This window comes from Pedobacter namyangjuensis (assembly GCF_003313325.1).
GTDB lineage: Bacteria > Bacteroidota > Bacteroidia > Sphingobacteriales > Sphingobacteriaceae > Pedobacter > Pedobacter namyangjuensis.
In genome coordinates, this window is record NZ_QMHQ01000001.1 from 1,362,716 (window position 1) to 1,388,352 (window position 25,637).

General features: G+C 36.3%; 23 protein-coding genes and 1 tRNA gene. 3 read left to right on the forward strand and 21 right to left on the reverse strand.

Going from position 1 to position 25,637, the window contains the following annotated elements; translation table 11 throughout:
* Positions 1 to 55: 55 nt before the first annotated feature.
* Both DUT69_RS06175 and DUT69_RS06180 read right to left on the reverse strand, forming a co-directional pair.
* On the reverse strand, positions 56 to 532 hold the full coding sequence (locus tag DUT69_RS06175; RefSeq protein WP_205314217.1) for a VOC family protein: 477 nt from the start codon (positions 530 to 532) through the stop codon (positions 56 to 58).
* Between the two features lie 65 nt (positions 533 to 597).
* A complete protein-coding gene (locus tag DUT69_RS06180; protein ID WP_240186670.1) occupies positions 598 to 1,413 on the reverse strand; it encodes an AraC family transcriptional regulator in 816 nt (271 codons plus the stop codon).
* 76 nt (positions 1,414 to 1,489) lie between these two features.
* On the opposite strand from DUT69_RS06180, the gene mtgA reads away from it, so the two are divergent.
* The gene (gene mtgA, locus DUT69_RS06185; RefSeq protein ID WP_113652224.1) at positions 1,490 to 2,209 is read left to right on the forward strand and encodes a monofunctional biosynthetic peptidoglycan transglycosylase; all 720 of its coding nucleotides are present in this window, start codon (positions 1,490 to 1,492) and stop codon (positions 2,207 to 2,209) included.
* Positions 2,210 to 2,284: 75 nt separating this feature from the next.
* Here the strand turns inward: mtgA and DUT69_RS06190 are convergent, their stop codons facing one another.
* Both DUT69_RS06190 and DUT69_RS06195 read right to left on the reverse strand, forming a co-directional pair.
* Positions 2,285 to 4,714, reverse strand: coding sequence for an AsmA-like C-terminal region-containing protein (locus DUT69_RS06190; RefSeq protein ID WP_113652225.1), 2,430 nt, complete (start codon positions 4,712 to 4,714; stop codon positions 2,285 to 2,287).
* Positions 4,715 to 5,107: 393 nt separating this feature from the next.
* On the reverse strand, positions 5,108 to 5,593 hold the full coding sequence (locus DUT69_RS06195) for an ABC transporter ATPase (RefSeq protein WP_113652226.1): 486 nt from the start codon (positions 5,591 to 5,593) through the stop codon (positions 5,108 to 5,110).
* A gap of 51 nt (positions 5,594 to 5,644) precedes the next feature.
* Between DUT69_RS06195 and DUT69_RS06200 the strand changes: the two genes are divergently transcribed.
* Positions 5,645 to 6,121 (forward strand): hypothetical protein, encoded by a 477-nt coding sequence (locus DUT69_RS06200; protein WP_113652227.1) that lies wholly within the window; start codon positions 5,645 to 5,647, stop codon positions 6,119 to 6,121.
* A gap of 113 nt (positions 6,122 to 6,234) precedes the next feature.
* On the opposite strand, the gene DUT69_RS06205 is transcribed toward DUT69_RS06200, so the two are convergent.
* Positions 6,235 to 7,023: a (Fe-S)-binding protein gene (locus DUT69_RS06205; protein WP_113652228.1), complete on the reverse strand. Its 789-nt coding sequence runs from the start codon at positions 7,021 to 7,023 to the stop codon at positions 6,235 to 6,237.
* Between the two features lie 218 nt (positions 7,024 to 7,241).
* A complete protein-coding gene (locus tag DUT69_RS06210) occupies positions 7,242 to 8,537 on the reverse strand; it encodes a (Fe-S)-binding protein (protein ID WP_113652229.1) in 1,296 nt (431 codons plus the stop codon).
* 238 nt (positions 8,538 to 8,775) lie between these two features.
* Here DUT69_RS06210 and DUT69_RS06215 point away from each other — a divergent pair.
* Positions 8,776 to 8,851, forward strand: a tRNA-Phe gene (locus DUT69_RS06215).
* Between the two features lie 182 nt (positions 8,852 to 9,033).
* Here DUT69_RS06215 and DUT69_RS06220 read toward each other — a convergent pair.
* The 15 genes from DUT69_RS06220 to DUT69_RS06305 form a co-directional block, all read right to left on the reverse strand.
* Positions 9,034 to 9,489, reverse strand: a complete 456-nt coding sequence (locus DUT69_RS06220; protein WP_113652230.1) for a JAB domain-containing protein — start codon at positions 9,487 to 9,489, stop codon at positions 9,034 to 9,036.
* Positions 9,490 to 9,783: 294 nt separating this feature from the next.
* A complete protein-coding gene (locus tag DUT69_RS06225; RefSeq protein ID WP_113652231.1) occupies positions 9,784 to 10,632 on the reverse strand; it encodes a TIR domain-containing protein in 849 nt (282 codons plus the stop codon).
* A 123-nt stretch (positions 10,633 to 10,755) separates the two neighbouring features.
* Positions 10,756 to 12,411 (reverse strand): ATP-dependent nuclease, encoded by a 1,656-nt coding sequence (locus tag DUT69_RS06230; protein WP_113652232.1) that lies wholly within the window; start codon positions 12,409 to 12,411, stop codon positions 10,756 to 10,758.
* A 149-nt stretch (positions 12,412 to 12,560) separates the two neighbouring features.
* Positions 12,561 to 13,610: a RelA/SpoT domain-containing protein gene (locus tag DUT69_RS06235; protein WP_113652233.1), complete on the reverse strand. Its 1,050-nt coding sequence runs from the start codon at positions 13,608 to 13,610 to the stop codon at positions 12,561 to 12,563.
* 976 nt (positions 13,611 to 14,586) lie between these two features.
* A complete protein-coding gene (locus DUT69_RS06245) occupies positions 14,587 to 15,126 on the reverse strand; it encodes a hypothetical protein (RefSeq protein WP_162796198.1) in 540 nt (179 codons plus the stop codon).
* A 291-nt stretch (positions 15,127 to 15,417) separates the two neighbouring features.
* Positions 15,418 to 16,107 carry a hypothetical protein gene (locus DUT69_RS06250; protein WP_113652236.1) on the reverse strand — a complete coding sequence of 230 codons (690 nt, stop codon included), beginning with the start codon at positions 16,105 to 16,107 and terminating at the stop codon, positions 15,418 to 15,420.
* A 45-nt stretch (positions 16,108 to 16,152) separates the two neighbouring features.
* Entirely contained in the window at positions 16,153 to 16,656 is a 504-nt protein-coding gene (locus DUT69_RS06255) for a hypothetical protein (RefSeq protein WP_162796199.1), read from the reverse strand.
* A 309-nt stretch (positions 16,657 to 16,965) separates the two neighbouring features.
* The gene (locus DUT69_RS06260; RefSeq protein ID WP_113652238.1) at positions 16,966 to 17,454 is read right to left on the reverse strand and encodes a hypothetical protein; all 489 of its coding nucleotides are present in this window, start codon (positions 17,452 to 17,454) and stop codon (positions 16,966 to 16,968) included.
* Between the two features lie 161 nt (positions 17,455 to 17,615).
* Positions 17,616 to 18,128 (reverse strand): hypothetical protein, encoded by a 513-nt coding sequence (locus tag DUT69_RS06265; protein ID WP_113652239.1) that lies wholly within the window; start codon positions 18,126 to 18,128, stop codon positions 17,616 to 17,618.
* A 997-nt stretch (positions 18,129 to 19,125) separates the two neighbouring features.
* The gene (locus tag DUT69_RS06275; RefSeq protein ID WP_113652241.1) at positions 19,126 to 20,967 is read right to left on the reverse strand and encodes a hypothetical protein; all 1,842 of its coding nucleotides are present in this window, start codon (positions 20,965 to 20,967) and stop codon (positions 19,126 to 19,128) included.
* Between the two features lie 76 nt (positions 20,968 to 21,043).
* The gene (locus tag DUT69_RS06280) at positions 21,044 to 21,445 is read right to left on the reverse strand and encodes a hypothetical protein (protein ID WP_162796200.1); all 402 of its coding nucleotides are present in this window, start codon (positions 21,443 to 21,445) and stop codon (positions 21,044 to 21,046) included.
* A 206-nt stretch (positions 21,446 to 21,651) separates the two neighbouring features.
* The gene (locus DUT69_RS06285) at positions 21,652 to 22,635 is read right to left on the reverse strand and encodes a hypothetical protein (RefSeq protein ID WP_113652243.1); all 984 of its coding nucleotides are present in this window, start codon (positions 22,633 to 22,635) and stop codon (positions 21,652 to 21,654) included.
* Positions 22,636 to 23,019: 384 nt separating this feature from the next.
* Complete coding sequence (locus DUT69_RS06290; protein ID WP_162796201.1) at positions 23,020 to 24,276, reverse strand: tyrosine-type recombinase/integrase; 1,257 nt, start codon at positions 24,274 to 24,276, stop codon at positions 23,020 to 23,022.
* A 125-nt stretch (positions 24,277 to 24,401) separates the two neighbouring features.
* Entirely contained in the window at positions 24,402 to 24,554 is a 153-nt protein-coding gene (locus tag DUT69_RS06300) for an AraC family transcriptional regulator (protein ID WP_113652544.1), read from the reverse strand.
* A gap of 109 nt (positions 24,555 to 24,663) precedes the next feature.
* Positions 24,664 to 25,527 (reverse strand): glycoside hydrolase, encoded by an 864-nt coding sequence (locus tag DUT69_RS06305; protein WP_205314218.1) that lies wholly within the window; start codon positions 25,525 to 25,527, stop codon positions 24,664 to 24,666.
* Positions 25,528 to 25,637: the final 110 nt, after the last annotated feature.

The following is a 25,637-nucleotide window of genomic DNA, read 5'->3' on the forward strand; positions in this document are numbered from 1 at the left end:
AATAATGCAAAATAGAAATTTAAAGCCAATTGGGCAACTAACAGCACTCAATTAGCTATTGCTTCGGCGCATATGTTACCATGTCAATTCCAATTCCGTTTGGATCTACAATAGCAAAATGTCTGTCGCCCCAAGGCTCGTCTCTTAAATCTATAGCAATCGGTATTTTTAGCTTTTTAATTTTTCCATACCAGGCATCAACATCATCAACTTCGATCGTTAAATAGGCACCTTTGTTAGCAAATGCCTCGTGGAATAGTGCTTGTTGACTAGGATGGTTGGGCAATAAAAAACTGATTTCTGCTTTTTCTCCTGGCGTATGCATTAGCAGATAAAATTCATTTTCGAAGCTAACACCGAAGTTTAGTACGTTTACATAAAATTCTTTTGTTTCTTTAATTTTAGCGGTAACAAAGCCTGCGTTTAATTTCATTTCCATTTTAGGTTGATTTGTGTTTACAGCTGATTTGTTTTGCGCATTTAAATTTACATTGATAAATACAGCTACAAACAAGATTAATAAAAATTTCATATAGATTAATTAACAACACAAAATTTCAAAATTGTTGGCTTTCTGTATTGTAAAAATCGGACAAGCTATCTGCCAAAAGCCTTTGCTGGCGTAACGCCATAAAAATTCTTAAAATCTTTTATAAAATGCGCTTGATCGTAATAGCCATTTTCGAAAAATAGTTTGTTTTTTTTTAAGCTTTGGCTAGATGGTTTTGCCTTCAGAATGTTTTGAAAGCGCACTACTTTACTAAACGTTTTTGGCGTATCGCCGATGTAAAATTCAAAAAGTCGGCGTAATTGCCTTGCACTAATTCCCGTGTCTATATCTTTTTCTATGTTTAAAACACCGAAGTTTTTCAAGATGATATCAATTGCATTGTAAAGTCTGGCATCAATATTTAGAGGTTTGTTATTTACTTGTAAAGTGAAAAAATCATCTAACAATAACTTAATTTCTTGAATATTTTGGCTCTTGTTAAAACGCATCTCAATAAATTCCGCCACTGCGGGAATAATATTTATTAACGGCTCTGACTTGTTGCTTAGTTCGGTAGCGCTAATTTGAAATAGCTGCGGAAACATAGTGGGCAAAAAGCGGATGCCGATATAGTGAAAGTTATTTTCCAGATCGAACGAAGTGTATCGTTTGCAAAAACCCACCACAAAACTTTCCTGTGGATTGTCTAACTCAAAAAAAATGTCAATGCAGCCATCTGCAACTACTTTATAACTAAATGGCACTACCAGCTGATGTTTTGTTTTGAGCTCCCAATAGCAGTAAATGTAAGGTTGAAGATTTAAAGATGGTAAAAACTCGTGGTAAAGTACTTCCGCACCTGTTTGCCTAACTGTAGGTTGCATCGGCGTAAATAGTGCTCTTATTGATGTTTTAAGTTCCAAGTTTTTTCGGTTGTTACAACTAAGATATAAAATCCACATTTAAAAATAATTAGGCTTTTTCTTTACCTTTGCAGCAATGGCCAAAAGAAAATCTCCATCCCCAAAAAAACAACCCCTTTTTAAAAAGATTGCTATCATCACCGGAAAGGTAATTTTATGGTTCGTTTTGGTTACAGTGCTGTGGGTTTTAGCTTATCGGTTTATCAATCCGCCAATAACTTGGCTAATGGTGCAACGCAATTCAGAACGTAAGGCCGAAGGTAAGGAAGGTAAAATTGAGAAAAAGTGGGTTAAGTTTGAGGATATTTCTGATAATATGAAACGTGCTGCGGTATCTGCAGAAGACCAACTTTTTTTAAAGCACATGGGCTTTGATATTAAGGCAATTGAAAAAGCTTATGCCAGCAACGCAAAAGGAAAGAAGATAAAGGGAGGTAGTACCATTTCTCAACAAACGGCAAAAAATGTATTTCTTTGGCCAGGTAGATCGTATATAAGAAAAGGTTTTGAAGCTTATTTTACACTTTTAATAGAAGTGCTTTGGAGCAAGGAACGTATTTTAGAAGTATACTTAAACGTAATTGAAATGGGCGATGGCATTTATGGTGCCGAGGCAGCAGCTCAAGCTTATTACGGTAAATCGTGTACCAATCTTAAAAGGGGAGAGGCGGCCTTAATTGCTGCTTGTTTCCCCAATCCAAGGCGCTGGACACCGAAGAAGCCTACCGGATACATTAGGCACAAGCAATACCTAATTATGCGTAATATGCGCAGGCTTGGACCACTTGATTTTTAGCATTCGTCTTTCGTCTCTCGTTTTTGGCGTGCAGTTTTTAAAACGACCAACGACCAACGACCAACCAACAGCAATTTAGTCATGATCACTATTCCATCTAACTTTTATACCGCCTTTTCCATCGTCAATAGCTTTTAGGTGTAAAACGATCCCCTTCATTCTAGCTAATTTTCTTTCTTCCTTATCGGTAATTTTTTCGTCTTTTTTAGGATTTCTAAGCGGAATGTCCATCTCGATGTTAGTTCCGGTAGTAATACCATAAATACCCTTAACGTTGAAGTTGAGTACGCTCGAGTTTACCATCATCGGACTTATGTTTACCTTATCTCCGTTTAGCGTTAAGGTACCATCCAAATTATCAATCATAATATTAGAAAAATCTCTATTAGCAAAGGCATATTTCTGTACAACTTGCAAGGGTTCAAATTTAACTAATGCAGCTTTGCTTAGGTTAAATATAACTTTGCCGTACATAGATCTTTTTACAATACTGCCTTTATCCGTAATGCTGCCAGATGCGTTTACTTTAGCAGAAAGGTATCCCTTAATGTTGTTATGTGTAATAGAATTTTGCCCAAAATTTTCGAAGGCATAGAAAAAGTCTTTAACGTTTACCCGGCTAATAGTAGAGTTAATGGTAAATTTGTTTACCGCACCGGCAGGTTTAATATTGCCGGTTAAATTTAAGGTTCCGCCAGAGTTGCTTACACTAACACGATTTAGATAAATACCATCGCCCAACATGGCAACTTCTGCATTTAGGTTTTGCGCCACAAAACGCTCGTATATAGCCTTATTTACCTTAAGTTTGATGTTTACCTTCGATGCTTCCATTACTGCGCTCAGTTGGTCGGTAACTTCTTTAACTGCATTTTTTGATACAGGTTTACGCTTAACTGCTTTTCGCGTACTTAGCAAGGGCATTAATTCTCCTAAATTCATTTGCGGACTGCTCAGATTTAGGTTAACTAATATTTTTTCAGGATCGGTATAATAGAAATTTAAAAAATTCTCGATAGAACAGTTCATGTTTAATATGCTTTTGCCTAGTTGGAATCTGCTGTTGGATATATTTAAATCCTTTTGGTTAAAGTTTAGGGTAAGCGAACTGTTAACCAACTTCATATTTCTTGGTATGTAGGTTATATCGGCATTTTTAATTACAACGTTGCCAGAAATCACAGGCTTTGTAAATCTAAAGTTATCTATATCCGTTTTGCAATAAAGTCTTAAATCGGCTGTGCCATTTTTAAAACTAAAAGTCTCACCTCCAATAGAACTGTTTAAGCGCTCTAACGGAAATTGTGAGGTAACCAAACCTGCAGCAAGCGGTTTAGCCAAATTTGTGATAGAAAAAGTATCAACTTTTAAAGGTGCATTATAATAATCGGCAGTTAAGTTATAAAATCTAATGGCCGAATTTTCGTCGCCAATTGGTTTTGATACAGTGTCTTTATTCGTAAATGTTCCTAAAAAATTACACTTGGTGAGTTGCCCAGATGGAATGGTAACAGAGTTGTTTTTTACAGTCATCTTAACATTAATATACGGATCAGAGGCATTTTTCTGTCCGTCGTCAATAATGTGGCCGTCAACTGCAATTGGTTGGTCTATGCCAAATTTCAAGAGTTTAGATGATATGTTTGGCGATAGCAGCAAAGCGATATTCTTGTAGAGAATTTTATCCGCTTTAATATCAATAGCAAATGCCGATTCATTTTTTGCCAAGTCTATTTTTGCTCCAATAAAAAACTCATCGTTACCAATTAATAGTTTTTTTTGTTCAATGGTAACTGCTTTAGTTTCATTATTGTAATGTGCAACCAAGGTTCCGCTAAGCGATTTGTCTTTTAAAAAACTACCTTTTTTGGTATTAAAGGCAAAGCTTTTTATCATAGTTTTAAGCTGTATGTTTCCGTTCCACCCACTATCAGGATATTCAATTTTACCTTTTAGTTCGTCGATAAGGAAATGGAAATTTTTAAATCTACGTTGATTATCCACAACTAAATTTACATTGTTAAGGTCAACCCTATTAATCTCGAAGTCTTTGGATTCTTTTCTCTCAGCCGTATCCTTTTTTGGTTTCGACTTAAACATACTGGTATTTGTGTAACCTGTGGTATCGGTGTAAACATAAATACTGGCGTTGTTAATGCCAATTTTGTTAATTTTTATATTCCCCGCAATCAGCGAAAATATGTTTAGCGAAACGTCAATATCCGCCGCATTTAGCAAGTCGTGTTTATGTTGCGACCATAAACTATCTCGTAATTTGATTTTCTTTAAGGAAACTGCAACGCCCGGAAATCCTTTAAGCAAAGTTGTTTCCATATTTTCCACCTCTACTTTTCCATTTACATTAGCATTTAATTGTGTTAAAATGGTGTTTAAAATGGCTTTGTTGTTATGATTAATGTAGTATGCTGCTCCCAACCAAACTACAATTATGAGTATGAATAGACCTGCAACAATTTTTAGGGATATTTTGAGCCAGCGAGACATAGATGATTTATTTGTTAAGGTAACAAATAAAACGCATTCAATGTTTTTCGCCAAACATTTGGGTTGTAGACGAGGAAATTAACTCGTAGTAAAAAACGACTCAGCATTTCTTTTTTTGAAAAACAAGGTCATCACTTTTCGCTCACTTCGTCCTTCTTTCCGTTTTACTTCTCCCGATAAACGGGATTCGTGTTCACTTCAATAAGGTTTATATAATTAAAGGCTTGGCTCTTTTTAGAACACTATAGTTACAGAAAAAAAAGCAACAACGAACAGGTGCTTTCCTTAGCTAATGAGGTAGCAAAATTTTTTACAATACAATTGTAAAGCTGGCAATTACGACAAATTAAGTCTTTATCTTACCAACTAAAATCTGAGTCGACTTTAGTGGATTTAGGCATTTAATTGTTCGGCAAAAACTAAATTATGCCAGCTGTTCGCTAAAGGAACTTCCCACTTACGCTCAAATTCTTCCAGCGTTTGAACAAGATTATTAAACACAATCGTATCCGGACCAATTTTTTTGATGCTTACAAGTGTTTCGAAATCTTCTTTTGTAACCACATGGATTTGGTCTTCCAATTTATAAGCAATATTAAACCTATCGAAAAGATCTACATTGTAAGTAGTTTCAATTTCCTTAATAACACGTACAGACGAGTCTATAGAACAGCCGGTTGCCATTGCCGTACCTTGATCTACAATTAACACAATGAAAAAGTTGTGGGGCATTAATGCTTTTGCCTTTAATTGATGCCCATGTGCTGTCCATTGTTCCGTAAACACATCAAGCTTTTGTTGTATTTCATTAGCTTCCGTTGCAGTAAACTGACGATTGCTTTGGTATATCCAAACTTTTGATTGTGGAGAAAAAATCATAACTCAAATTTAGCTTTTTATTAATTTACTTTCGTAAAAACCACGCTGTTGATGAAAAAGTTTACATTGAACTTAAATAAGTGCGCTATAGCTCTAGCCGGGCTATGTTTATGCTTTTTTTGTAGCTTTAATGTAGCGGAGGAGCCCAATGTTTTTATCCAAAGTTTGCTGGCAAAATTTTTTAATACAGAGGCTGAATCCAAACAAATCAAGAAGTTCGAAATTAATGTTACTAACACTGGTTTCTGTAGGTATCGCAAGATTTACCTCAATGGTAAACAAGAGTATTTCTCTTTTAATTTATCACGCTTTAAAGCAATGGATTATTATGGGACGCTAGAAAAAGGGGAGTTGTATCTGCGCACTCAAAACGATGATGTGATTGTACAAACGCGTAACGATAAAAAAGGGGATGTAGACTCTATGGGCACCTTTATGGTTATTCCACTAAAAAATATAGATTTAGAACAACTTAATGCTTTAAACGATCAATTAAAAAAAGCAAACACCGATTTGGTAGGGAAGTAATCGAGCCAACCTTTTAATTTTTGTTATTTTGTCATATCCAGTAAGCAAAGCGATGAGATATCTCTGCGTTTATTGTTCTCGTAAAAAACTTGTTCGAGATGAAGGTTTAACCCTTACAAACCATTCGCTCTAACCGTAATCTCGGCAATATCTAAAACCTTAACTTCTTGTTCTTTATCTTTTAGCTTAACACCATCGCTAAGCATTGTCATGCAGAATGGGCAACCCGAGGCAATAACTTGAGGTTGTAGTTCCAGCGCCTCTTCAATACGCTCGATGTTTACGTCTTTTTTACCTTTTTCAGGTTCTTTAAACATTTGCGCACCACCAGCACCGCAACATAAGCCGTTGTTTTTGCAACGTTTCATCTCTACCAGCTGTGCATCTAAAACTTCTAAAGCTTTACGAGGAGCCTCATAAACATCATTAGCCCTACCAAGATAGCAAGGATCGTGAAAGGTGATTTTTTTCCCTTTGAAACTCTCGCCACCTTCTGCCTTAAGTTTGCCTTCGTTTATCAAATCCTGTATTAGCTGAGAATGGTGGATAACATCGTAATTACCACCTAAGCCAGGGTATTCATTTTTAATTGTGTTAAAGCAATGCGGACAACCCGTAACGATTTTTTTGATGTTATAGCCATTCAATACCTCAATGTTAGTCATGGCTTGCATCTGGAATAAAAATTCGTTTCCAGCTCTCTTCGCCGGATCTCCAGTACAACTTTCTTCCGTTCCCAATACGGCGTATTTAATACCTACATGATGTAAAATCTTGCATATATCTCTGGTAATCTTTTGTGCTCTTTCATCGTAACTGCCTGCGCAACCTACCCAGAATAATATTTCAGGCTCTTCGCCCATAGCCATTAATTCGGCCATCGTTGGTACTTTGAATTCCATTTTTTGCTTCGTTTATCGTTGAGCGTTATTTTTTTGTTTCGCGTTGTTCGTCCTTCGTTTATCGCTTTGCGCTTTTAGGAATCTAGGCTTTGTTCCTTGTTCTTTTTTCGTTTCGCGTTGTTCGTCTTTCGTTTATCGCTTTGCGCCTTTAAGAACCTAGGCTTTTTTCTTGCTCTTTGTTCCTTGTTCTTTGTTCTTTGTTCCTTGCTCCTTTTACGCTAATCCTGCTCCGCCCAGTTTAACCTGTCTGCCGGAGAGTATTTCCAAGGAGCGCCATTGTTTTCTACGTTGCCTAACATGCCGTTTATGCTTGCAGGTGCAACAGATTCTTCCATTACCGCATAGCGACGCAAATCTACAATAATTGCCAATGGATCTATGTTAATCGGACAAGCTTCTACACAGGCATTACAGCTCGTACAAGCCCAAATTTCTTCTCTGGTGATGTAATCGTCCAATAATGATTTTCCATCATTATGATCTGCTCCGTGTTTGTCAATGTTCTTACCAACTTCCTCCATACGGTCGCGGGTGTCCATCATAATTTTACGTGGCGATAATAATTTTCCTGTAATGTTAGCCGGACAAACGGAGGTGCAACGACCACATTCGGTACAAGTGTAAGCGTTCATTAAATTTACCCACGTTAAGTCGTTTACATCTTTAGCGCCAAATTTACCTGGAGCAGTTTCTTCGGGTACAAAAGATGGATCTAACATCGCTTTAACCTCGTTGGTTACGCTGGCCATGTTTGTAAATTTCCCCTTTGGGTTAAGATTGGAGAAATATGTATTTGGAAACGCAAACATAATGTGGAAATGTTTGGAGTAGGGTAAATAGTTTAAAAAAGCAAAGATACCCACGATATGAAACCACCAACAGGCTCTTTCTATGGTTACCAAGGTGCTTATATCGTTAGGTAAAATACCTTGAAGTAACGAACTAACCGGGAATGCGCCTGCGCTTACGTAGTGGCTAGCGCCTAGCGCTTGTAGTTTTGCATCAGCTGCGTTCATGATTAAGAATGCGCTCATCAACAGAATCTCGGTAATAAGAATATAGTTCGCATCAGATTTTGGCCATGATTTCATCTCAACGCCACTAAAGCGTTTAAGCTTTATAATATTTCTTCTAACCAAGAAAATGGCACAGGCTAACCAAACGCCTATTGCAAGAAATTCAAACGAGCCGATAAGGAAATTATATAAGCCACCTAATCCGTTAAAAATACGGTGGGTACCAAAAATTCCGTCGATCATAATCTCTAACACTTCCAGGTTAATGATTACAAACCCCAGGTAAACCACCAGGTGCAATAGAAAAGGAATTGGCCTTGCAGCCATTTTTGTTTGTCCAAATGCCACCTTTAACATAGTGGTTAACCTTTTTGCAGGCTGATCGTTGCGGTTTTCGGCTTTGCCAATTTTAATGTTACGGATAACCTTACGCAGATTGTAGGTAAATAAACCAACACCGCAGAGGGTAAGCAGAATAAAAATGATTTGTGACGCCATGGCTTTATAAAGTACTTGGTAAGGCTAAGTTAAAATATTTTGCGCTATAATATATTACTATGCATGCATAATTTTAAAAATTTAGAATGGATATGAATAAAGTGAAAAAAAATTGAAATGTAAGTGCTTGATTTATAGTGTGGCTTGGTTTTTTGCAAGAAAATAGTTCAACAAAAGTGAAAAAATGTTTGGCATTACAAAAAAAGAAACTACATTTGCAAACCCAAACGGGAGAGTGGGTGCCTTAGCTCAGTCGGTAGAGCAAAGGACTGAAAATCCTTGTGTCGCTGGTTCGATCCCAGCAGGCACCACCACTAGAAAAGCTTCAGAGAAATCTGGAGCTTTTTGTTTTTATGCCTTTATCATCACTCTAAGCCTATATTTTAGTGAATTCCATCACTGTTGCGCCTTTGGGTTAATTAAATTTTTGTTTCCTTAAAGGTAGTGAATTTTGTAGGTAATGCCCTGCAACTTGGCGCATTTTTGGCGCACTGTCTCACAGCAATCCCTCATCAGCGAAACTAAGAAATCCATCATTAGTGAGTATAATGTGATCCCAAATTGTCATTTCTAAGAGTAAAGCTCCTTTTTTTAATTTCTCGGTTTGCGCTATATCTGCGTAGCTAGCTTTTAAACTTCCACTTGGATGATTATGTGCGAGAATCAATGCGCTCGCATTAGCTTTTAAAGCAGTAGCGAAAATAATCTTCGGATCTACTACGGTTGCACTCACGCCACCTGTGGAAATATCTGCAACTCCTAACACTCGATTCTGTCTATTAAGTAGAACAATCTTAAATTCCTCCACGAGTTCAATTTTGTCAGAGTTCCACTGCCTCCTTAAAAGCTGAAATGCTTGATCGGACGATGAAATTTGAGGACGTTCAGATGCTTTAAATTTAGGTCTGTAAGTTATCTCTACTTCAGACACACTGTTTAGTTCATTTACCATATGTTTTAAATTAAATATGGTACTGCTATCAAGCTTTCAACTCAATAAGCCAAGGAGGAACGGAATAAATAGACTGTGTGAAGAGGCTACGTGAGCGTTTATGCCGTAGTTCCTTGAAGCGTTTGAGGAGAAGAGCTTTAACTTTGTTGAGTATTTGATGTAATTTGTTTTCCCTCTTTACTCAATATCCATTTATTTGAGTGATTGCTCTATTTAGTGGGGAGGTACAAGATTTTGGATATTAAGATTTAGTTCGTGAACCATTTACGAGAAAATAATTATTATACTAAATGACTATTTCCCAAATTTAGATTTGAGTTGCTCAAGCATATCGTTATTTACGAGATTTACCCTCTTTGCATTAGATTTATCGATTCGCTGTGTTGCTTGGTCTAATAAAATCTTTGCATCGGCATTTGTATATCCCCACTTCTGCACCGCATGCTCAAGAATTACGCTGAAAGGTTGTCCGCTTAAAAGCATGTCACACATAACTGCAACTTTAGCTCTCGTTCGATTCTCATTTATTATATTGGTATCGGTAGATACGTTATTAGGTTTACTTTCAACTCTTAGCATTCTCCTATCCAATCCTCTAATCGTATTCAGAATTTCAGCAAGCATTTCGGTTTGATTACGTTTAATATTAAGGGGCTTTTGAGGTTCCTCTGACAGAATCAGGTCAAATTTTTCCTCAAACTCGGGCCAGTATTTCTCAAACACCTTTTCCAATATAGATGGCTTCAATGGCTGTTCAGCTAAACTATTAATTGTACTTAATAACTGTTGTAAGCTAGCTTTAGTGTAAATAGTATGATTGAACTGCGCTAATGGATTTTCTAGATCTGCTGGCTCTAGATCTATCAAAAACGTGCACACCCTGCTGGAATTTAGCCCTTTTGCTAAAGCTCCAGATTCGAACAAAATCCATGGTTTATCTTTATTATCTTTAGTTAGACATATAATGCCAATTGTAGTATCTGCTAATTCAGCTGTAATCTCGGAAAACCATAATGCTCCTCTGTCTATCGATCGACTTGATAGCCAAGGTTGACATGATTGAATAGTACATTGCAACCAATCATCTACTAATTCCGCAACCTTTCTACTTTTATCTCCAGACCAACTAATAAATACTTTCATGTTTTGAGTGTTAATATACAGCTAATATAAAAGTTTAGCTATATATAACAAAAACTGCTTTAACTAGGATAACTTTTATTGTGTTATCTCCCTAGTAATGATGGAGGTTTTATATTAATTTGACTAATCTTGGTTAACTCTAAATAAGACACTTTGCTTAAACTCAGCTAAAGCTTCGACTTTGACCTTGACTTCAACGACCCACTTCGGGACTTGCTCATGAGTCGTCAATCTTTGTCTGACTTGCTTAAATAACTTTAAGCCCTTGGCAGAGGTTTCAAATCCTAAGTTATCGTTTAAAGTTTCGGTAAACCCTAAATAACCATCATTAACTGAATTGTCAGGAAAGTCATTTGCATTTTGAAACAATGACAATATCGAACGGTTCTTTTCGATCGTACTAGCTTCATCCCCGGTTCCTACGTGACTGCTGTCCCCGTCGAATAGAATAAAACACGGTATCCCAAATTCAACATATAATCTGTAAAAACGGTCAATTTCTCCCTTTGAACCACAACGTACAATTGTTACTCCACAGGCTATGTAATCGAATCCAATTAGATCAAAAAGATACGGAAGGGTTAGCGACTCGCTTTGTCCCTCTACCAATATAACTTTTTTGGCAAAGAATGCTTCATTGGCCTTCTGAGTATCTCCAGTTTCTTCATAAGCATTTCTATATTGCAAACAAAGGTTGGGAATGTCAGTTTTAATCTTTGTTCTAATATATAAATCATCTACGAAGCGTTGCGCGTGAGCACTGTTTACGAAAGTCCCTTTGGTCTGGTCTTTTCTTGTGACATAAATCTCATTGAATCTGCCAACGTTTAGGAAATTAGGTGAGTGTGTGGTATAAAATATCTGTGTGCCAGAATTTGCGAGCTCACATAAGACTTTATAGAAGTTTCTCTGAGCCTGTGGATGAAGAAATAATTCTGGTTCGTCAATGAATAAAGGGGTATTATTATTTAATTTCAGTTGAGAATAGGCTTTTAAGACCGCAATTGAAATCGACGCCTGCACGCCCATACCAAGTCGTGACGCTTGAAAATGGAGGTTCGTGCAACTATCTTTAACTATGACTTGTAGGGTGCGAAAAAAGTTCCATGGGTCATATAGATTAAGGTCAATTGATAAATCTTTTTGTGGTCTATTTAATTGTATAGCAGTTTCTTTCTGTAATAATTCTATAAATTGCTTCATTACTAAATTACCCTCTGTGTCTTGTACTGTGAAGAGAACATTGTCTCTAATCTTCTCCAATTCAGATTTGAATAGGTCTGACTTTTTGACTATTTCACCAGTAGTTTCATCAACCATTTCTTGTTCCTTAAACAAATTGTTTATGTCTTGAAGAATCCTTCCCATTAAAGACCACCTATTGGACGGTAAGTGGTCAAGAATATTTCTCTCCACTCCAAGATACGCTGAGCAGTAAGCTTGTCGTTGTAAGTCAGTTATATATCGTCCAGACAGATTCAATCCGGACTTGGTATTTCCATTCTGATCTTGCCAGTTCTCAGCTAACTCGAGATATTCTCCATTATCATAAAAGAGTTTAATACAAATGAGATTATTAGTATCTCCCATATAATGATCTTGAGGCAACGTAGAATTGAAAGATGGGTAAACTGGGCCTAGAGCCCAATTAATTGCATCAAATATATTACTCTTTCCTACGCTGTTCTCACCAATGAAAGAGTTTAGATATCGGTTGCAATTTATATCGACATGGAAGATACTTCTGTAGTTTTTAATGATTATCCGTCTTATTTTCATTGAGCGTGAATTTATCTCTAAGGTAATCACTATAAGCAACAAATCCACACGAAGATTTACGTGTAATTCTCACAACATGCTAACTATTCGAATTGCCGTCTTCGACAATACGCGATATGTTCGTTGGCGATGTTACACATAGAGATAAATCAATCTACATTTGGGTTGAAGTAACCTCGCTTTACGCAGTTGCGATTCATTGTTTCTAAAGCTTTAACAAATGCAGTGGTATCTAGGAAATAACTTGGGTATGCCTGTCTCAAAGATTTAAAGGACGTAGCAGAAACCAATACTACCGCTTTCTTATTATTATCTAGCTCTCTTTCGATTGCTAAATAAGCATCGGTTGCTTCTGCATAACGTGACTTATTAAATACTCTGACACCTACCTCTTCATTTTCTACGTCTATGGTAAGTAAATAATAATCACCAGGAAAGCCTTCTTTTTCTAAATGTCTTGTTGTAGTTTTAATAGCCAACAGGGTATCTATCACGCGAAGCTTTTCACAGTAGTTATAACAGTCAACCATTAATTCTTTCATAGTCTTTCCGACATGCTCATCTAAAACAGGAAGCAATTCTTTGATTGCAAAAAGCGAGCTAACTATCTTGAAAAACTCCAGCCATTCATCAGGCCCTTGACTTGATTTTAAAGAAGTCTTTGTAATAATACCGGCAGTTTCCACCGTTGTCGCCCAGTAATGTTGTAATTTTGTCCTGACTTGTAACTCAACCTTAAGACCATTATACTTGTCAACATTGGAATGATAGTTATATATGAAATGAATACTACGATAACCTGAAGATTTAGGATTCAATATGTAATCATTTATTTTTACAAGCTTGTGTGTAGACTGGGTTGCCTCAATCAGTTTTTTGACATCAAACAAGTGTTGCACGCTTTCTAAAACAGCTCGATATCCGCCGATGTCCTGCATACCCCCCAACCCCATATTGATGTTTAAGTCTAATTTATATTCAATAGATGTCAAGCGTTTGAGGCGTTGAGAAATAAGGTATGGTAGTATGTCGTGTTTTTCTAGGGTCTTAAGTAATCTCCTTTTCATCACTCTCAAGGGTTGTAAGTGATTAGCTCTCCAGTCATTAATTTTAATTAAGGCGTCGTTCACTTCATCTTTAGACTTAGAGGTCATTAAAGTATTACCTGCTCGAGTAATTTCTTTTTTCGAATACTTCATATTAAATCTAAAGAGGTTAAGTGTGACCTAAAGATACAAATGCTAGTTTAATATGCAAAAAATGTAAAAGACAGCTCACCATCAGCGAACGGAGTTGATGGTCTTTGAAAAAGAATGCGTTAGCATGCTTCAAAGTATGTTTACACGAGCGGTTGGCGAGGCATTTGAAAAGGGTTGTGTGTTAGAACATCAAATGGCATGACAACCGGGAAGCCATCAACGAAACGCAGGTGAGCAAAATCACAAGCATTGTTTAGCTTTTAAAGAATGAGGGAAACGATTGAAGTTAAAAGATAAAGAAAAATGCGCATGAGCTACGACCTTGCGTGCTACAATCTGCATGACGGATATGGCTTGCCATAACGAAGTGTATCTGGCATAGAAGATTGTGAAGCTTGAGAGTGGCGAATACCGATCTTCCTAGGGCTGAACGTAGATACCGCCCACAAGCCCCAGCCAAGAACGAATGCTTGGCATTGAATTAAATAGAAAGCATCGTATTAAGTCCACCTTGTAAACCAATGACTAAGCCTAGCCTTTCCTCGCGTAAGCCACCCCTTTGAGGAGAGGCTGAGGTTAGGAATGACACACTATTACTAGGAAATTGATTTTCTGATTAGGTTTGCAATTGCTTTTTTCTCTTCCACTTTAGCCAATAGAACCTTATTGCCCCAGTGATAGCACCTACAAACAATAATCCATTAAGCACATTGAATAAAATCAGCCTGTGCGGAGGCAATGGGTATATGATATAATACAGTATACAACAAACAAAAAATGTAACAAGGAAAACGTTTGACCAGCTAACTTTAGAATATATAAAGCCTTTGATGATGAAAAAAATGAACGTTCCAGTAAGCATTGCTGTGCCAACTATAGAACCAACTAGGTAAGGGGTGATGTCCATTTAAATAAATTGCATTAAAAAATATATAGGGCGTGCAGTACTTCACTATAATGGGATAGTATGCTGAATTTAGCTGTGAGTAGCAATTCTATTATTATAATATCTAATAAACTCTCTACCTTCTCCAGTGAAAGTATATATGGCATGGTTAGGTTGGGACGAATTTTGGCTCTTAACCTCGATGAATCCATCTCTTAGAAAGGCTTTTATTGCCTTCATTTCATTGGAGATTAACTTAGCAGATTGGATTCTGTTTATAACTGCATCTATGTCTTCAGTTTGGCCAATTTGTTCATATTTTTCTTTGATCTCCTTATAAGGACTTTCATTGCCCGCATACTTACCAACTTCTGGATTTAGAATCGCGTAAAGCCTTTTATCTGATGCATCACGCTCATTTTGAGCAGACACCTTCGCTAAACGTTCCTCGTCCAGTCTAGATTCCAGCTGTTTATTAACCTCTTTAAGTTTCAAGTGATCTTCTTTCAGTACTACAGCCGATCCTTTGCTAGTAACGTCCGCACTTTTAGGTAGAATTACGTTGTCGTAATAATCAGTTAGAAGTCTAGATATTCCTAATAAAATATATGTTGCTAAGAGAACAAGCATAGTAATGCCAATTGTTAACGCCATATTCCAAATAAAAGACTGTCCCGCAAAATGTCCGCTGATCTTAGTTAAGCGGTCATCTAATGATAATTTGCTATCAAAATAAAGTAAACTGTAAATTAGTCGCCAATTTTTAATTGACCATACTACTAACAATGTTCCTAGAAAGGGATTAGTTGTTCTTTCTTTGACGTTATCAAAGATTGAATTGAGAGTATCTTTTACCATGAGAAGTTAATTGTAAAACAAGTATAATAAAAAAGAGCCACACTTAATGCATGGCTCTGAATGTTACTTATTAATGTACAGCAAAAAATACCCTAGTATCGCTAAGAATGCTAATACGTAGAATACCTTAGGAATTGAACTGTTGCTTTCTTCAGTTAGTATTACAGGAATTGGCGTTTCCTGTTGAGCAGGCGATTCTAAGGGAGCTACTCTTTGAGCTAAGTTTCTTGAGTTCCATTTCCATATCTTCGCGTTCTCCAGATCAATGCCTGATAGAGAAGGTACCGAAAAATAAAGAGCCTCTAATAAGTCCCCTTTTATTCTTTCAAACCTATCTCTTATATGCTGGTGGGCATGATAACTTTTCATCATTTCCTCAAAGACATCACCAGAAGTATCAAGATCTAATTCTCGCATGAAATGGACAATACTTTTGTTTAATGCGCCCGACACTTCCATGCTAATATGATAATAAGTATCATGATTTATCCTCTCCAACTGAACTATTGTTCCATCGTTTGCATTTATACGCATCCATTTGCTTTTGATTTTCATTTCGGTGTGAATGTCAATTCCAACGCTATCTACATATGAGTAGAAGTTTACTCTTTGACCATCGGAATTCTTTGCTTCTGTTGAGAAGAACTCGTTTTCAGCTCTATCGTAATAGCATCGCCTTTTGTAAAGGCTTAATTCATCTAAAATGGTGTCATCGTAGTGCAAGTGTGCGATCAACCATAGTATTTGTTCCATCGTTTGTTAGTTTATTTTTAATCCGAAAGTTAACCCTATCTATTCCTAGTCCACCTTACTCAAATAGCATACAATCCTCCCACAGTCAATACCATTAGTTGGATTTATCGTATAACCACTCATTTGTGTTGGAACATACCTTACTCCTTTAGGATATTTTAATGTGATGATTAATGCCATTTTTCCGTTCGAATTAGATCGCAACTGAATCAATAACTTCTCTCCTGCATTTCCTCTAATTAAATCTGTAGAATAGCTTTTAGCGTTCGTATTGGCATCAAGAGCTAAAACCACATCTTTACCCTGCTTAATATCTCTTACAATTATAAAATCTTTTTTGAACTTAAGTTGAAATCGTTTACCCTGATATGATTGCTTTAAAATTTCGGATATGGTCTGTCCATCAACTCTTTGACTTCTACATTCATCAGGCGGGAGTAACTCGTTATCAGAATACGCTATTCTTATAGCGATATATTCTCCATCTTTAGGAATATTACAACCAAAACAGGCTATCATTATCAAGATAGCTAATAACGTTTGTCTCATGGAATTTGATACTAGAATATCCCTTTCTAGCCAATAGTAAATACAATAAGCGCAGGACAATAACCTGAATCACAATGAGAGAGGCACCTAGGAGAGCCCACACAAAATGACAGATTACGCCCCACGCTTATTAGCATGAGGCATTATCTAACTGTCCTTGTTTGTGCTTGATGAAATTTCCTAGGTTTCCTCTCTTACAAGACCTTTAGCTAACGCTTATATTTTAAATTCTTTCTGTTATCAGTTATCTATTTTTAACAAAGATATGCAAGAACCACGAGATAACAGAGCGCTAGGCTCTGTTATTTTTTAAGCAGTCTTTAAATCCTGCACTTGTATGGTCACGTGCTCAGTTTTTCCGTCCATAACCCTTTTGTAGTAGAAGTTATGAATATCCGTTGGCTCGTGGTTTACCCTAATCCTGTCTTCGATGTTTACAGATGTCGCCTCTTTCATTGTTAAAGCAATAAGCTTTCGAAGCATGTCGTTGTAAAGCCTGTTGCCGAACTTTGATATCGCTTCGCCGTCATATCCAAAGTAGATTACGTAACCGCCCTGTTTATTCTTGGACATCGTAAAGTTCCAATGGTACGATAGAAACTCCCTTATCAAGTTTTCGTAGCGACCTATCTTTGAGTGTTCTACAAGCACCGTGGTACGGTATTTTTCAATCTCGAATACCGTTAACAGTTCTCTCGCTGAATTTGTAATCTGTTCAAATATCCTTTCAACTTCGATGTTCTTCTTTTCGTCGAGCGAGAGTTCTTTCACTGGCTCGTTTACCTTGCGTGTTTTCATTTGCTTTTGAGTTTATGTGTTGGGGAATGTTTAGCTTGTAAGAAATAAGAGGGAGTAGAATTTAAATCGTCCACCTTGATTCTTTATAAGCGAATAAGTTGTAAATGCTGTTATACTAAAAAGCCCTAGTTAGTATTAACCAGGGCTTAAGTTGTAATTATCTAAAGAAGTCTGATGAACCGTTCTGGCTGAACTCTCAGCACTTCATCAAAGTAGGCTTTGTAGGAAGGCTTTTTGATTTCAACCAATGTATGGGCATTGTAGAAATGCCTTGCGAACATCTGTTTTATCTGTTCTTCAAACGGACAGTTTTCAAAGCAGTATTCAACTTTGTAACGGTTCAGCACATCGCATTCTAAATGGAATGCAAAGCTTGGTGTCAGAAAGGCATGCATCCTGTGGGATTCCAACGGGTGGGATTTCATGTTCATTTCCACCACAACCCTTTCTGCTTTGTTAGCTAGGTTGCTGTACAAAGCAACCACTCTCTTTAGTAATTGATGGTAGGATGCTTCAACATTGCCGTTCTGCATCTTTAGCGATGCCATTGCTTTTTTTTCGGCAACCAAGTAGTTCTTTCTATGCCTCTTTCTGCTTGACCAACGTTGTTCGTTTATCTCAACTTGGTCTAATTTCTTGTTGTTTTCCTGTGGATGCTTAGTAAAATCTTTCATTTCAGCTAGTTTAAAGTGTAAAGCGATTGAGATCGCAGTTTTGATTAAATTGATAAAATGTCGGATAGAAGCGTTTCTTCTATCTTTTGTTTTCCCATCGACAGTTAGCCCGGGGGTGATATCGAACCAAAGGCGTGGGGCGCTTCATAGAGAAAATTTGAACTTAGGCACAACCCATTTATAGCAATCCACTATCACATCTTAGCTTTTAAGAAATCAAGAATAATGGAGAAATGAAACAGCCCCATCGAGCAGAACTCTCAGAACTAAAGCACTTTTAAAAGTTTGCAGGGAGGGGGACTATTTTTATTAAGATGCAATCGCTACATTTAAAAATGTTCGGTTTATCATATTTGCTTAGGGTTTGGCTATTTTCTTCGCTTGTAGGAACACTGCTTTTTGTTACCGTATCTTATTTGATGCAAACACATACAGCGTTAGTTAACTTCAATGATGGTGTTCCGATGTTGCTGTTCATCATATTCTTTGCTTTGGTATTGACCATACCTGCAGTCTTGATACTCTTAGTTTTTCTTTATTATATCGAATGCATTAAAATATCTATAAGTTCAATTAAGAAATTGGTTTCTATTTTGGCAGTCTTACTTACTGTGGCAACATTTTTACTGTTAGGATTCCCGTTTAAATCAAAAGATGGTCTAATAATCGTATGCTATTGCTTACCAGTAATTGTTATTGCATTAGCGAGCAAGTTGGAGAGAAGTTAATTTTAGAGAGTTTTAGCTTATATAAAATGAGTGGCAATATGGATGTGTCAATGGATTTAGAGGATATTATCTTCGTTAACTACCAATCAGCATTATGTTTAAATAGTGGCTTGTCAAATGACAAGCCTCACAGCACATTACAAACAGTTGTCGAATTTATACTTTTCTGTAAGTTTAATAAAACTTTTAAACTCACTTTATAACCTATAATCAACAATGTGTATCGTCTAACCATAAGGGGTATATACCCCACTTAATCAAATGATAAACTATTTATTAGGCTTAAATTTATTTTTTAAAACCAGATATCCGTAAACCTTTTTCCCGTTTACTGTTGTTATGTAATTTCTTGGCGATAGAACAAAGTATCTCTCCAATAACTGCAAGTTTGGCTTCAATCTATCTAGACTGAAAGATTCCACACCTTTCTTCAACTTGACTTTAATTTTAGTATTTGAATAGCTCTTACCAACCTTGAAATTTGTATCAAGAAAACTGAGGAATTTAAAATGGCCATACTGCGTGTCATTGTTTGCCTTTTCCAAAGCAAGCTTTACTTTTCTGTAATCAAATTGAAGATTTCTGACTTTCTCAAAGCCTAGAATTTTAAATGCATTATAAGCGGTAGGATGTTCCTTTTCAATTTGTTTGAGCTGTAGTTGGAGATCGAATTCGTCTATTGTATTCTTCGTCAATTCTTTAAGTATTGGCAATAACAGTTCGAGGCTAGAGCTTAGTTTTGAAGCTTCCTTAAGCTTAGCTTTGTGCTCATCGGTCAACTCGTAGTTTTGCAGGTCAATTAAAAGGTTGAACCGTGAAGTATGGTTGTATGCACTAATGAGTTTTTCATTGGACTGATAGTAACTGTTAACTCTGTTAATATAAATAGCATTATCGACCATAAAGTAATTTGTTGTACCGTCATGATTTATATACTTAGAAAACTCACTTCTTTCTAACATCTCACTTACAACTGACCAAACAAAAGATGAGCTGGAAGAGTCTCTGTAATTGATCAATACTTCGTACATACCTTTGAAAATTTCGATATCCTTAAGGATCTGTGCCTCAGGCGTTGACATAAGATCAATGGAGACGTTAGTTATATGTGTGAGGTGCCTTACAATATCACCATCAACTGGGCGCCTGAACCGTCCAGTAATTTGTTGGACTTCTGTATAAGGGTCAACTTTTGTGTGTTCGGCTAAGAATGTATCAGTGACGATTACGATGTGGGGTTCGATAACATCATCAATATCTACGGCCGAGTTAAATCTGCTTGTAAAAAAATTAAACTTAGCAAAATTCTTACTGTCCACCAGATTTTCCCTTGCATTCTTAAAACCTTGCAGTTTAAGTTTATTCACACTCTCCTCAGAGCAGAATATAAGGCTTTCACTGGCAATATCCAAGTATTTAATTACAGTGGTAATTGCTTTGGTCGAATTTAAAAATATGAAATGCTCTTTAGCTTTCGAACTAGTGAAATATTTCTGTAGGCTGTACATCGTATTGTTTGTAACCACCAATTGACAGTTTTGTCTATCATCGTAGGCTGGCTCAATAACTAGCATCTTAAATTTTTGAGCTTTAAATCTTGGGTCGGATGGAATTATTGGTGTAGCAGAGACAAAAGCTTTCTTTTTAAATTTAAAGAAGTCGCACATTGGCTGAATTATGGTTTTACGGTAGTCTATATCCTGTATTGTCCGTTCACATTCATCAAAAAGTAAAAAATAAGATTTGTACATATCTTCTCTTAGCCCTAGCTCATCAAACGCTGTCACAATTTTGTGGTAGCTTTCTGGGGTAGTGATTAACTTCTTATATTTCACATTGGACTGCAGATAATCTATGATGTTTGCAACTTCGACGCCCTCATTAACTGTTCTAAGCACTAAGTTTCTCGTATTGCCTTTGTTATATTTCTTTGCCTTGCCTTTTATTACAGGCCTGTTAGATTCAATAATTATACTATTTCGCATCTCTTCAATCTCTTTGGTGGTTATGCCTGCGCCAGTTGGCTTTTGTATTATAGTGTTTGAAGGGATAATTTTTAAAACGTGGCCTATAAATTGACCTTTTTTAATTTTTATGTTTTTTATATTCATTGTATTAAGCACTTAGCTTATTTTAAAATTGATTAATTACTATAATTATTAGGGGAGACTAGCCCCCTAATAAAATCTACTTAGATACTTCGTTATATAGATCCTCTAGAGACTGTGTTACTTTCAAGCTACCCGAGGCGTAGTCATCTATTAATCTCTTAATATCACCGAAATGAGCTATCTTAAGATTCTTAGTTACCCTACCGATCTTGAACCTTAACCAGGTCATACCTATCCCATCTTCCAATGTATGTTGTGGTTCTCGTGCTAAATTGACATTAGCCTTCATGATATCAAATAGTTGTTTCAAATTCTGGTTCTGCCAAATAGTCTTTGGATCAGATGCAGATTTTGATAAATATCCATTTAACTCCGGATTTGAGAAATACCCTCTTGGGCATGACTCTTTAAATAGACTTTGATTTACCGATTGATCGATTGGTGAGCTTTTGAATAGCTCGTTAAATTTTTTTGCCATAATTGACATGATTATTATTATTTACCGCATCATTTTACAGGTTGACACTTTCCTCAATTCAGCATCAATGCTGAACATATGGCAAATAATGGGAGGGGATTTACAAGTATTTTAACTATTTTAAAATAATTGAAAAAGCCTCAATGCGTTGTGCAAAGAGGCTTTAATTTAAAATGTGTTTTAAATTTGTAATTTGTATTTCCCCACTATAAGGGGTTATCTTTTAGAATGTATCTGATGGCTGAGGCCTTATTCGCTCTCCCTCTTTTTAACGGTTTAGGCATCATCTTTAAAAGCGCAAGTAGGTCGTAAATTAGTTCTCTGCGGTCTGTCAAAAGCGATGATTTGTTGTGGGCTAAAAGATAGGCGTTAATCTCGTTGATTAGCTTAGCAAGTATCTTATTTTTCCTTTCATAAGCTCTCGGTTTTGTGCGTTGTCTCCACTTTCTAGTATCAATATAGCCAGTAGTAAGTTCCTTGTGAAAGAGGGTGTTAGCTCGCTCGTGTTCTTCTATAATATGTTTGATTAGAGTTTCATTTAGCATTCGAGATAATCGCTCTGAGAGCTGAATTTCGCTCTCGCCTGCGTGTCTTTTACCTACCAGTATAGGCCGATCATTTGCAAAATGGTATATTACATTTTTAGGCGGTACCATGCGAGAGTAAATCTTAAACCCACCATTTAATTTTAATTCATCTTCATTAAATATTTGTTTACTAACCTCAACCTCCATTCCTGTGAGTCCATCGGGAATCCAAACGTGATTGCTTTCAGTCGGAGTATGTTTGCTATCAAGCAAATCGATAAAAACATCAATTAAACCGTCTAGGTATTTATCATTTTGATTTTTAGCGGACACCTCCGCTAAATAACTAGTGTAGAAGTATGTAATGAATAATATATCATCAATATATTTTACTTTAAAATAACTGGAGCGGGAATTGCTTTTGCTTATTAGTTCCTCTACATTGTGTTTAAATATGCTTGCATCTTCGCTACCTTCAAATAAATTAGGATAGATACCTTTAAACTTAAAGTGTTCGGCATCTGCATTATGAGCTAATTCATCGATTATGGCATCATCGAGGTAGAATGTTCCTTTCTCTTGAATTGTACGATGTATAAGGTGATTTTTTAACTTTGCAGTTGGAATTATTAGTAATATCGGTGTATCTTTTATTTGTTCCATCCAAAACAGGGTACGAAAAAAGGTTTATAAGGGTAAGATTAAATAATAGATAAGTATGAAAATGCTTTACCGTGTTCAAATATATTAGTATAATTAGCAATTCAAAATCATCTTTTCTATTTTGATCAATGGCTATTTAATTAACTGCTATTTGAGATCATGGTTAGCGTTAATTAATAACGCTTATTCATTCATTATCATTTTTATTTAAATTATAAATATGTTCACAGGGGAAGATATGCATTATATAATAATTTTTTGTTGATAGAATTTACTTAGCAAATTATATAGCCGATGCCAGTAGCTCAGTCGGTAGAGCCGATAAAATGTAATAGTTTTTAAAGCTACTACATTTTATAAAAGCTGAACGTCTCAAAACAAAAGCTATAACTCAGGCATGTAAGACAATAAGCTTTCACTACTAAGCTCTCCAAGTCCGCGTAAGTATGTGAGAGTGACAATCATATTAGAATGTTGTAGCATTTGTTGTAGAATATGAATATCCTTAGTTTTCTTATATACGTTGATCGCCCCAGTATGTCTGAATGAGTATATTGTTTGGTCTTTCTCAATCAAACCAAGTTGGAGCATTTTTTTCTTGGCTCTAGACCATTGTGTATTTAAGTAGCTAACATTGTATATCAGCTTACTTTTGCTGAGTATGTTAATCTGACTATCTTCAATTCCAACTAATCGTTTTTTTAAAACCTCTTGTACATATAATGGAACATTAACGGTGCGTATCCTCTTACTTTTATTTTCAGCACCCGATAGCGTTATTTTACTAAAGTCCTCATTAAAATGGCTCAGCTTTAACATTCTGATTTCTTGATGTGGCCTTAGAAAACAACCGTAAGCTAAGATTCCACATATATGCAAGTTCGGATAGAATTCGCTCAAATAGTTGAGTATCTGTCTTAATTGTTGTGGCTCATAGATTTTGTGTAGAGTTGCTACCTTTTTCATTCTTTTTGTATCGGAAATAGGATTGTTTTCGATTAGCTTGGTTCTCAACATTTCAGAGAAGTACACACCTAATGTCTTCCGCTTATTCATGTAATAAGTAGCGCTAGAACTAAACTGGTTTAGGAATTTGTCAATACTTATATCTTTAAGATGTGAAACGGGTTTTTCTACAGCCTCTGTTCCTATGAATAAAAGGAATTTATCAAGAATGCTGTTCAAGTCACGTTTGTAGCTTAGGCTTAGCGGTGATGATAGCTTTTCAGTTCTTATTGACTCCAAAGCAGTCTTTATTGTAATCTTGGGCGCTTCGATAATTTTTTCAGTCGGTTCGGGAGACCAACCAGATAATAACGCTTTGTAGTATTCGCCGGAAAGCACTTTCAAGTATTTGTAACGTTCCTTATAGGATTTATAAAGATTCGGAGATATGCTCAAATTAAGTCTTTTTGCATTATACTCCCGATATCGTTTACCGTTGTAATAATAGGTTATATAGCCTCGGATGTCGAGATTATCTGTTAATGTAATTTTTGGTTCTGTGAACATAATTGGCGCAATTCTGGCGCACCAAGTATAGTTTAACACTAAAAATAGGCCACAAGTGACTTTAGGCACTTGTGGACGAAGTTCTGAAAATCCTTGTGTCGCTGGTTCGATCCCAGCAGGCACCACCACTAGAAAAGCTTCAGAGAAATCTGGAGCTTTTTGTATTTATACCGTTTTTAGTGATTCAGGCCTGTATTTTGGATATTCAATATCCATCGTTGCGTTAGTTAAATTGTATTTTAATTTTGTGTTGTCTAAGTCAAACTCCTATACTCATTAGGCGTTGTACCGGTACGTTGTTTAAAAACTCTGATAAAATGCTGTGGATATTTGAAACCTAAGTCGTAAGAAACTCTGATGATTATTTCGAATAACTCGTGTAGCCATTGTAAAAGAAAATCTGGAATGTTGCATCTATGAAACTGGTGAAAATATCCATAGTTTTACTGCGATTCCCAAGATTGTTGCAAGCCATTACGATCTCTCCCTCTCGTTTAAGCTATGCGAAATTTCAGATTATTTTTTCTTATCACTATAAATATCTGCGGGAATTTTATTATCAATATAAACCTGTTCTAAGATGCCATATAGCGTAGGGTCATATTTTTTAAGGTCGTCTGAAGAATCTAGTATCTTCTTTCCATCCTCATAAAAAGGAAAATTACTATTGAACCACCATTGCGTACCTTCAGCCCAATATTCGGCAACGGTATTTATAGCATATTGATTTTTATACATTCCTTTCTCTTTGGCGCTGTTATAGGCTTTTCCAATTTGAGCATATAATGATGGATCAACTTTGTAAATCGCATTCATCATATTATGACTAAACTCATGCACTAGAATATTTTCGCCATAGTATTTTGTATTTGGATAACCTAAAAGATTTTCTTCGGCACAGGATACCAAGGTTCCGCCCATTCCACGAGCACGTTTGTTCCAATACTCTTTGTCACTCATGCTGTCTATCCCGCCAGGTTTATAATAATTTTCTCTTTCACTAGGCGTTAATCGCTGATCGTTAAAAGCAGGCTTCTTCCAATCGCTACGTTCTGGTAAATCGGTTTCAAATTCAGTAGCCGCCATTATAGCAACTCTTGATCCTCTCGCTACCAATTCCTTTTGAATATCGGTACGTTTTGATAGCATATGTTTTACGATATCTTTGGCAACAATTAAGGCTTGATCCGGAACTTTTGCGGAAGAAACTATTGGGATGCCATTGCTACTGATATATTTTTTGTAAAAACCGTCTATTTTTAAGGATGCTGGAACAGAAGTAATTTCAGACGGTTTATTATAGATTGAATTTTGTGCGAATGAATAGGATGAAGATAGGGCTAAAAAGCCACCAACTAATAGGGATTTGTATTTAAACATGATATCATTTTATGGACTCAAAATACAAATTTTAACCCATTAAACAAACCCGTTTTAAGCATTTGGGCAATTGCCACACCTTTTCCCCCTCAAATACTTTTCACAGCATT

Excerpts from the sequence above, each read along its gene's own strand:
- DUT69_RS06175 (WP_205314217.1), bottom strand. The coding sequence starts at position 532 with ATGAAATTTTTATTAATCTTGTTTGTAGCTGTATTTATCAATGTAAAT.
- mtgA (WP_113652224.1), top strand. The coding sequence starts at position 1,490 with ATGGCCAAAAGAAAATCTCCATCCCCAAAAAAACAACCCCTTTTTAAA.
- DUT69_RS06190 (WP_113652225.1), bottom strand. The coding sequence starts at position 4,714 with ATGTCTCGCTGGCTCAAAATATCCCTAAAAATTGTTGCAGGTCTATTC.
- DUT69_RS06195 (WP_113652226.1), bottom strand. The coding sequence starts at position 5,593 with ATGATTTTTTCTCCACAATCAAAAGTTTGGATATACCAAAGCAATCGT.
- DUT69_RS06200 (WP_113652227.1), top strand. The coding sequence starts at position 5,645 with ATGAAAAAGTTTACATTGAACTTAAATAAGTGCGCTATAGCTCTAGCC.
- DUT69_RS06205 (WP_113652228.1), bottom strand. The coding sequence starts at position 7,023 with ATGGAATTCAAAGTACCAACGATGGCCGAATTAATGGCTATGGGCGAA.
- DUT69_RS06210 (WP_113652229.1), bottom strand. The coding sequence starts at position 8,537 with ATGGCGTCACAAATCATTTTTATTCTGCTTACCCTCTGCGGTGTTGGT.
- DUT69_RS06220 (WP_113652230.1), bottom strand. The coding sequence starts at position 9,489 with ATGGTAAATGAACTAAACAGTGTGTCTGAAGTAGAGATAACTTACAGA.
- DUT69_RS06225 (WP_113652231.1), bottom strand. The coding sequence starts at position 10,632 with ATGAAAGTATTTATTAGTTGGTCTGGAGATAAAAGTAGAAAGGTTGCG.
- DUT69_RS06230 (WP_113652232.1), bottom strand. The coding sequence starts at position 12,411 with ATGAAAATAAGACGGATAATCATTAAAAACTACAGAAGTATCTTCCAT.
- DUT69_RS06235 (WP_113652233.1), bottom strand. The coding sequence starts at position 13,610 with ATGAAGTATTCGAAAAAAGAAATTACTCGAGCAGGTAATACTTTAATG.
- DUT69_RS06245 (WP_162796198.1), bottom strand. The coding sequence starts at position 15,126 with ATGCTTGTTCTCTTAGCAACATATATTTTATTAGGAATATCTAGACTT.
- DUT69_RS06250 (WP_113652236.1), bottom strand. The coding sequence starts at position 16,107 with ATGGAACAAATACTATGGTTGATCGCACACTTGCACTACGATGACACC.
- DUT69_RS06255 (WP_162796199.1), bottom strand. The coding sequence starts at position 16,656 with ATGAGACAAACGTTATTAGCTATCTTGATAATGATAGCCTGTTTTGGT.
- DUT69_RS06260 (WP_113652238.1), bottom strand. The coding sequence starts at position 17,454 with ATGAAAACACGCAAGGTAAACGAGCCAGTGAAAGAACTCTCGCTCGAC.
- DUT69_RS06265 (WP_113652239.1), bottom strand. The coding sequence starts at position 18,128 with ATGAAAGATTTTACTAAGCATCCACAGGAAAACAACAAGAAATTAGAC.
- DUT69_RS06275 (WP_113652241.1), bottom strand. The coding sequence starts at position 20,967 with ATGAATATAAAAAACATAAAAATTAAAAAAGGTCAATTTATAGGCCAC.
- DUT69_RS06280 (WP_162796200.1), bottom strand. The coding sequence starts at position 21,445 with ATGGCAAAAAAATTTAACGAGCTATTCAAAAGCTCACCAATCGATCAA.
- DUT69_RS06285 (WP_113652243.1), bottom strand. The coding sequence starts at position 22,635 with ATGGAACAAATAAAAGATACACCGATATTACTAATAATTCCAACTGCA.
- DUT69_RS06305 (WP_205314218.1), bottom strand. The coding sequence starts at position 25,527 with ATGTTTAAATACAAATCCCTATTAGTTGGTGGCTTTTTAGCCCTATCT.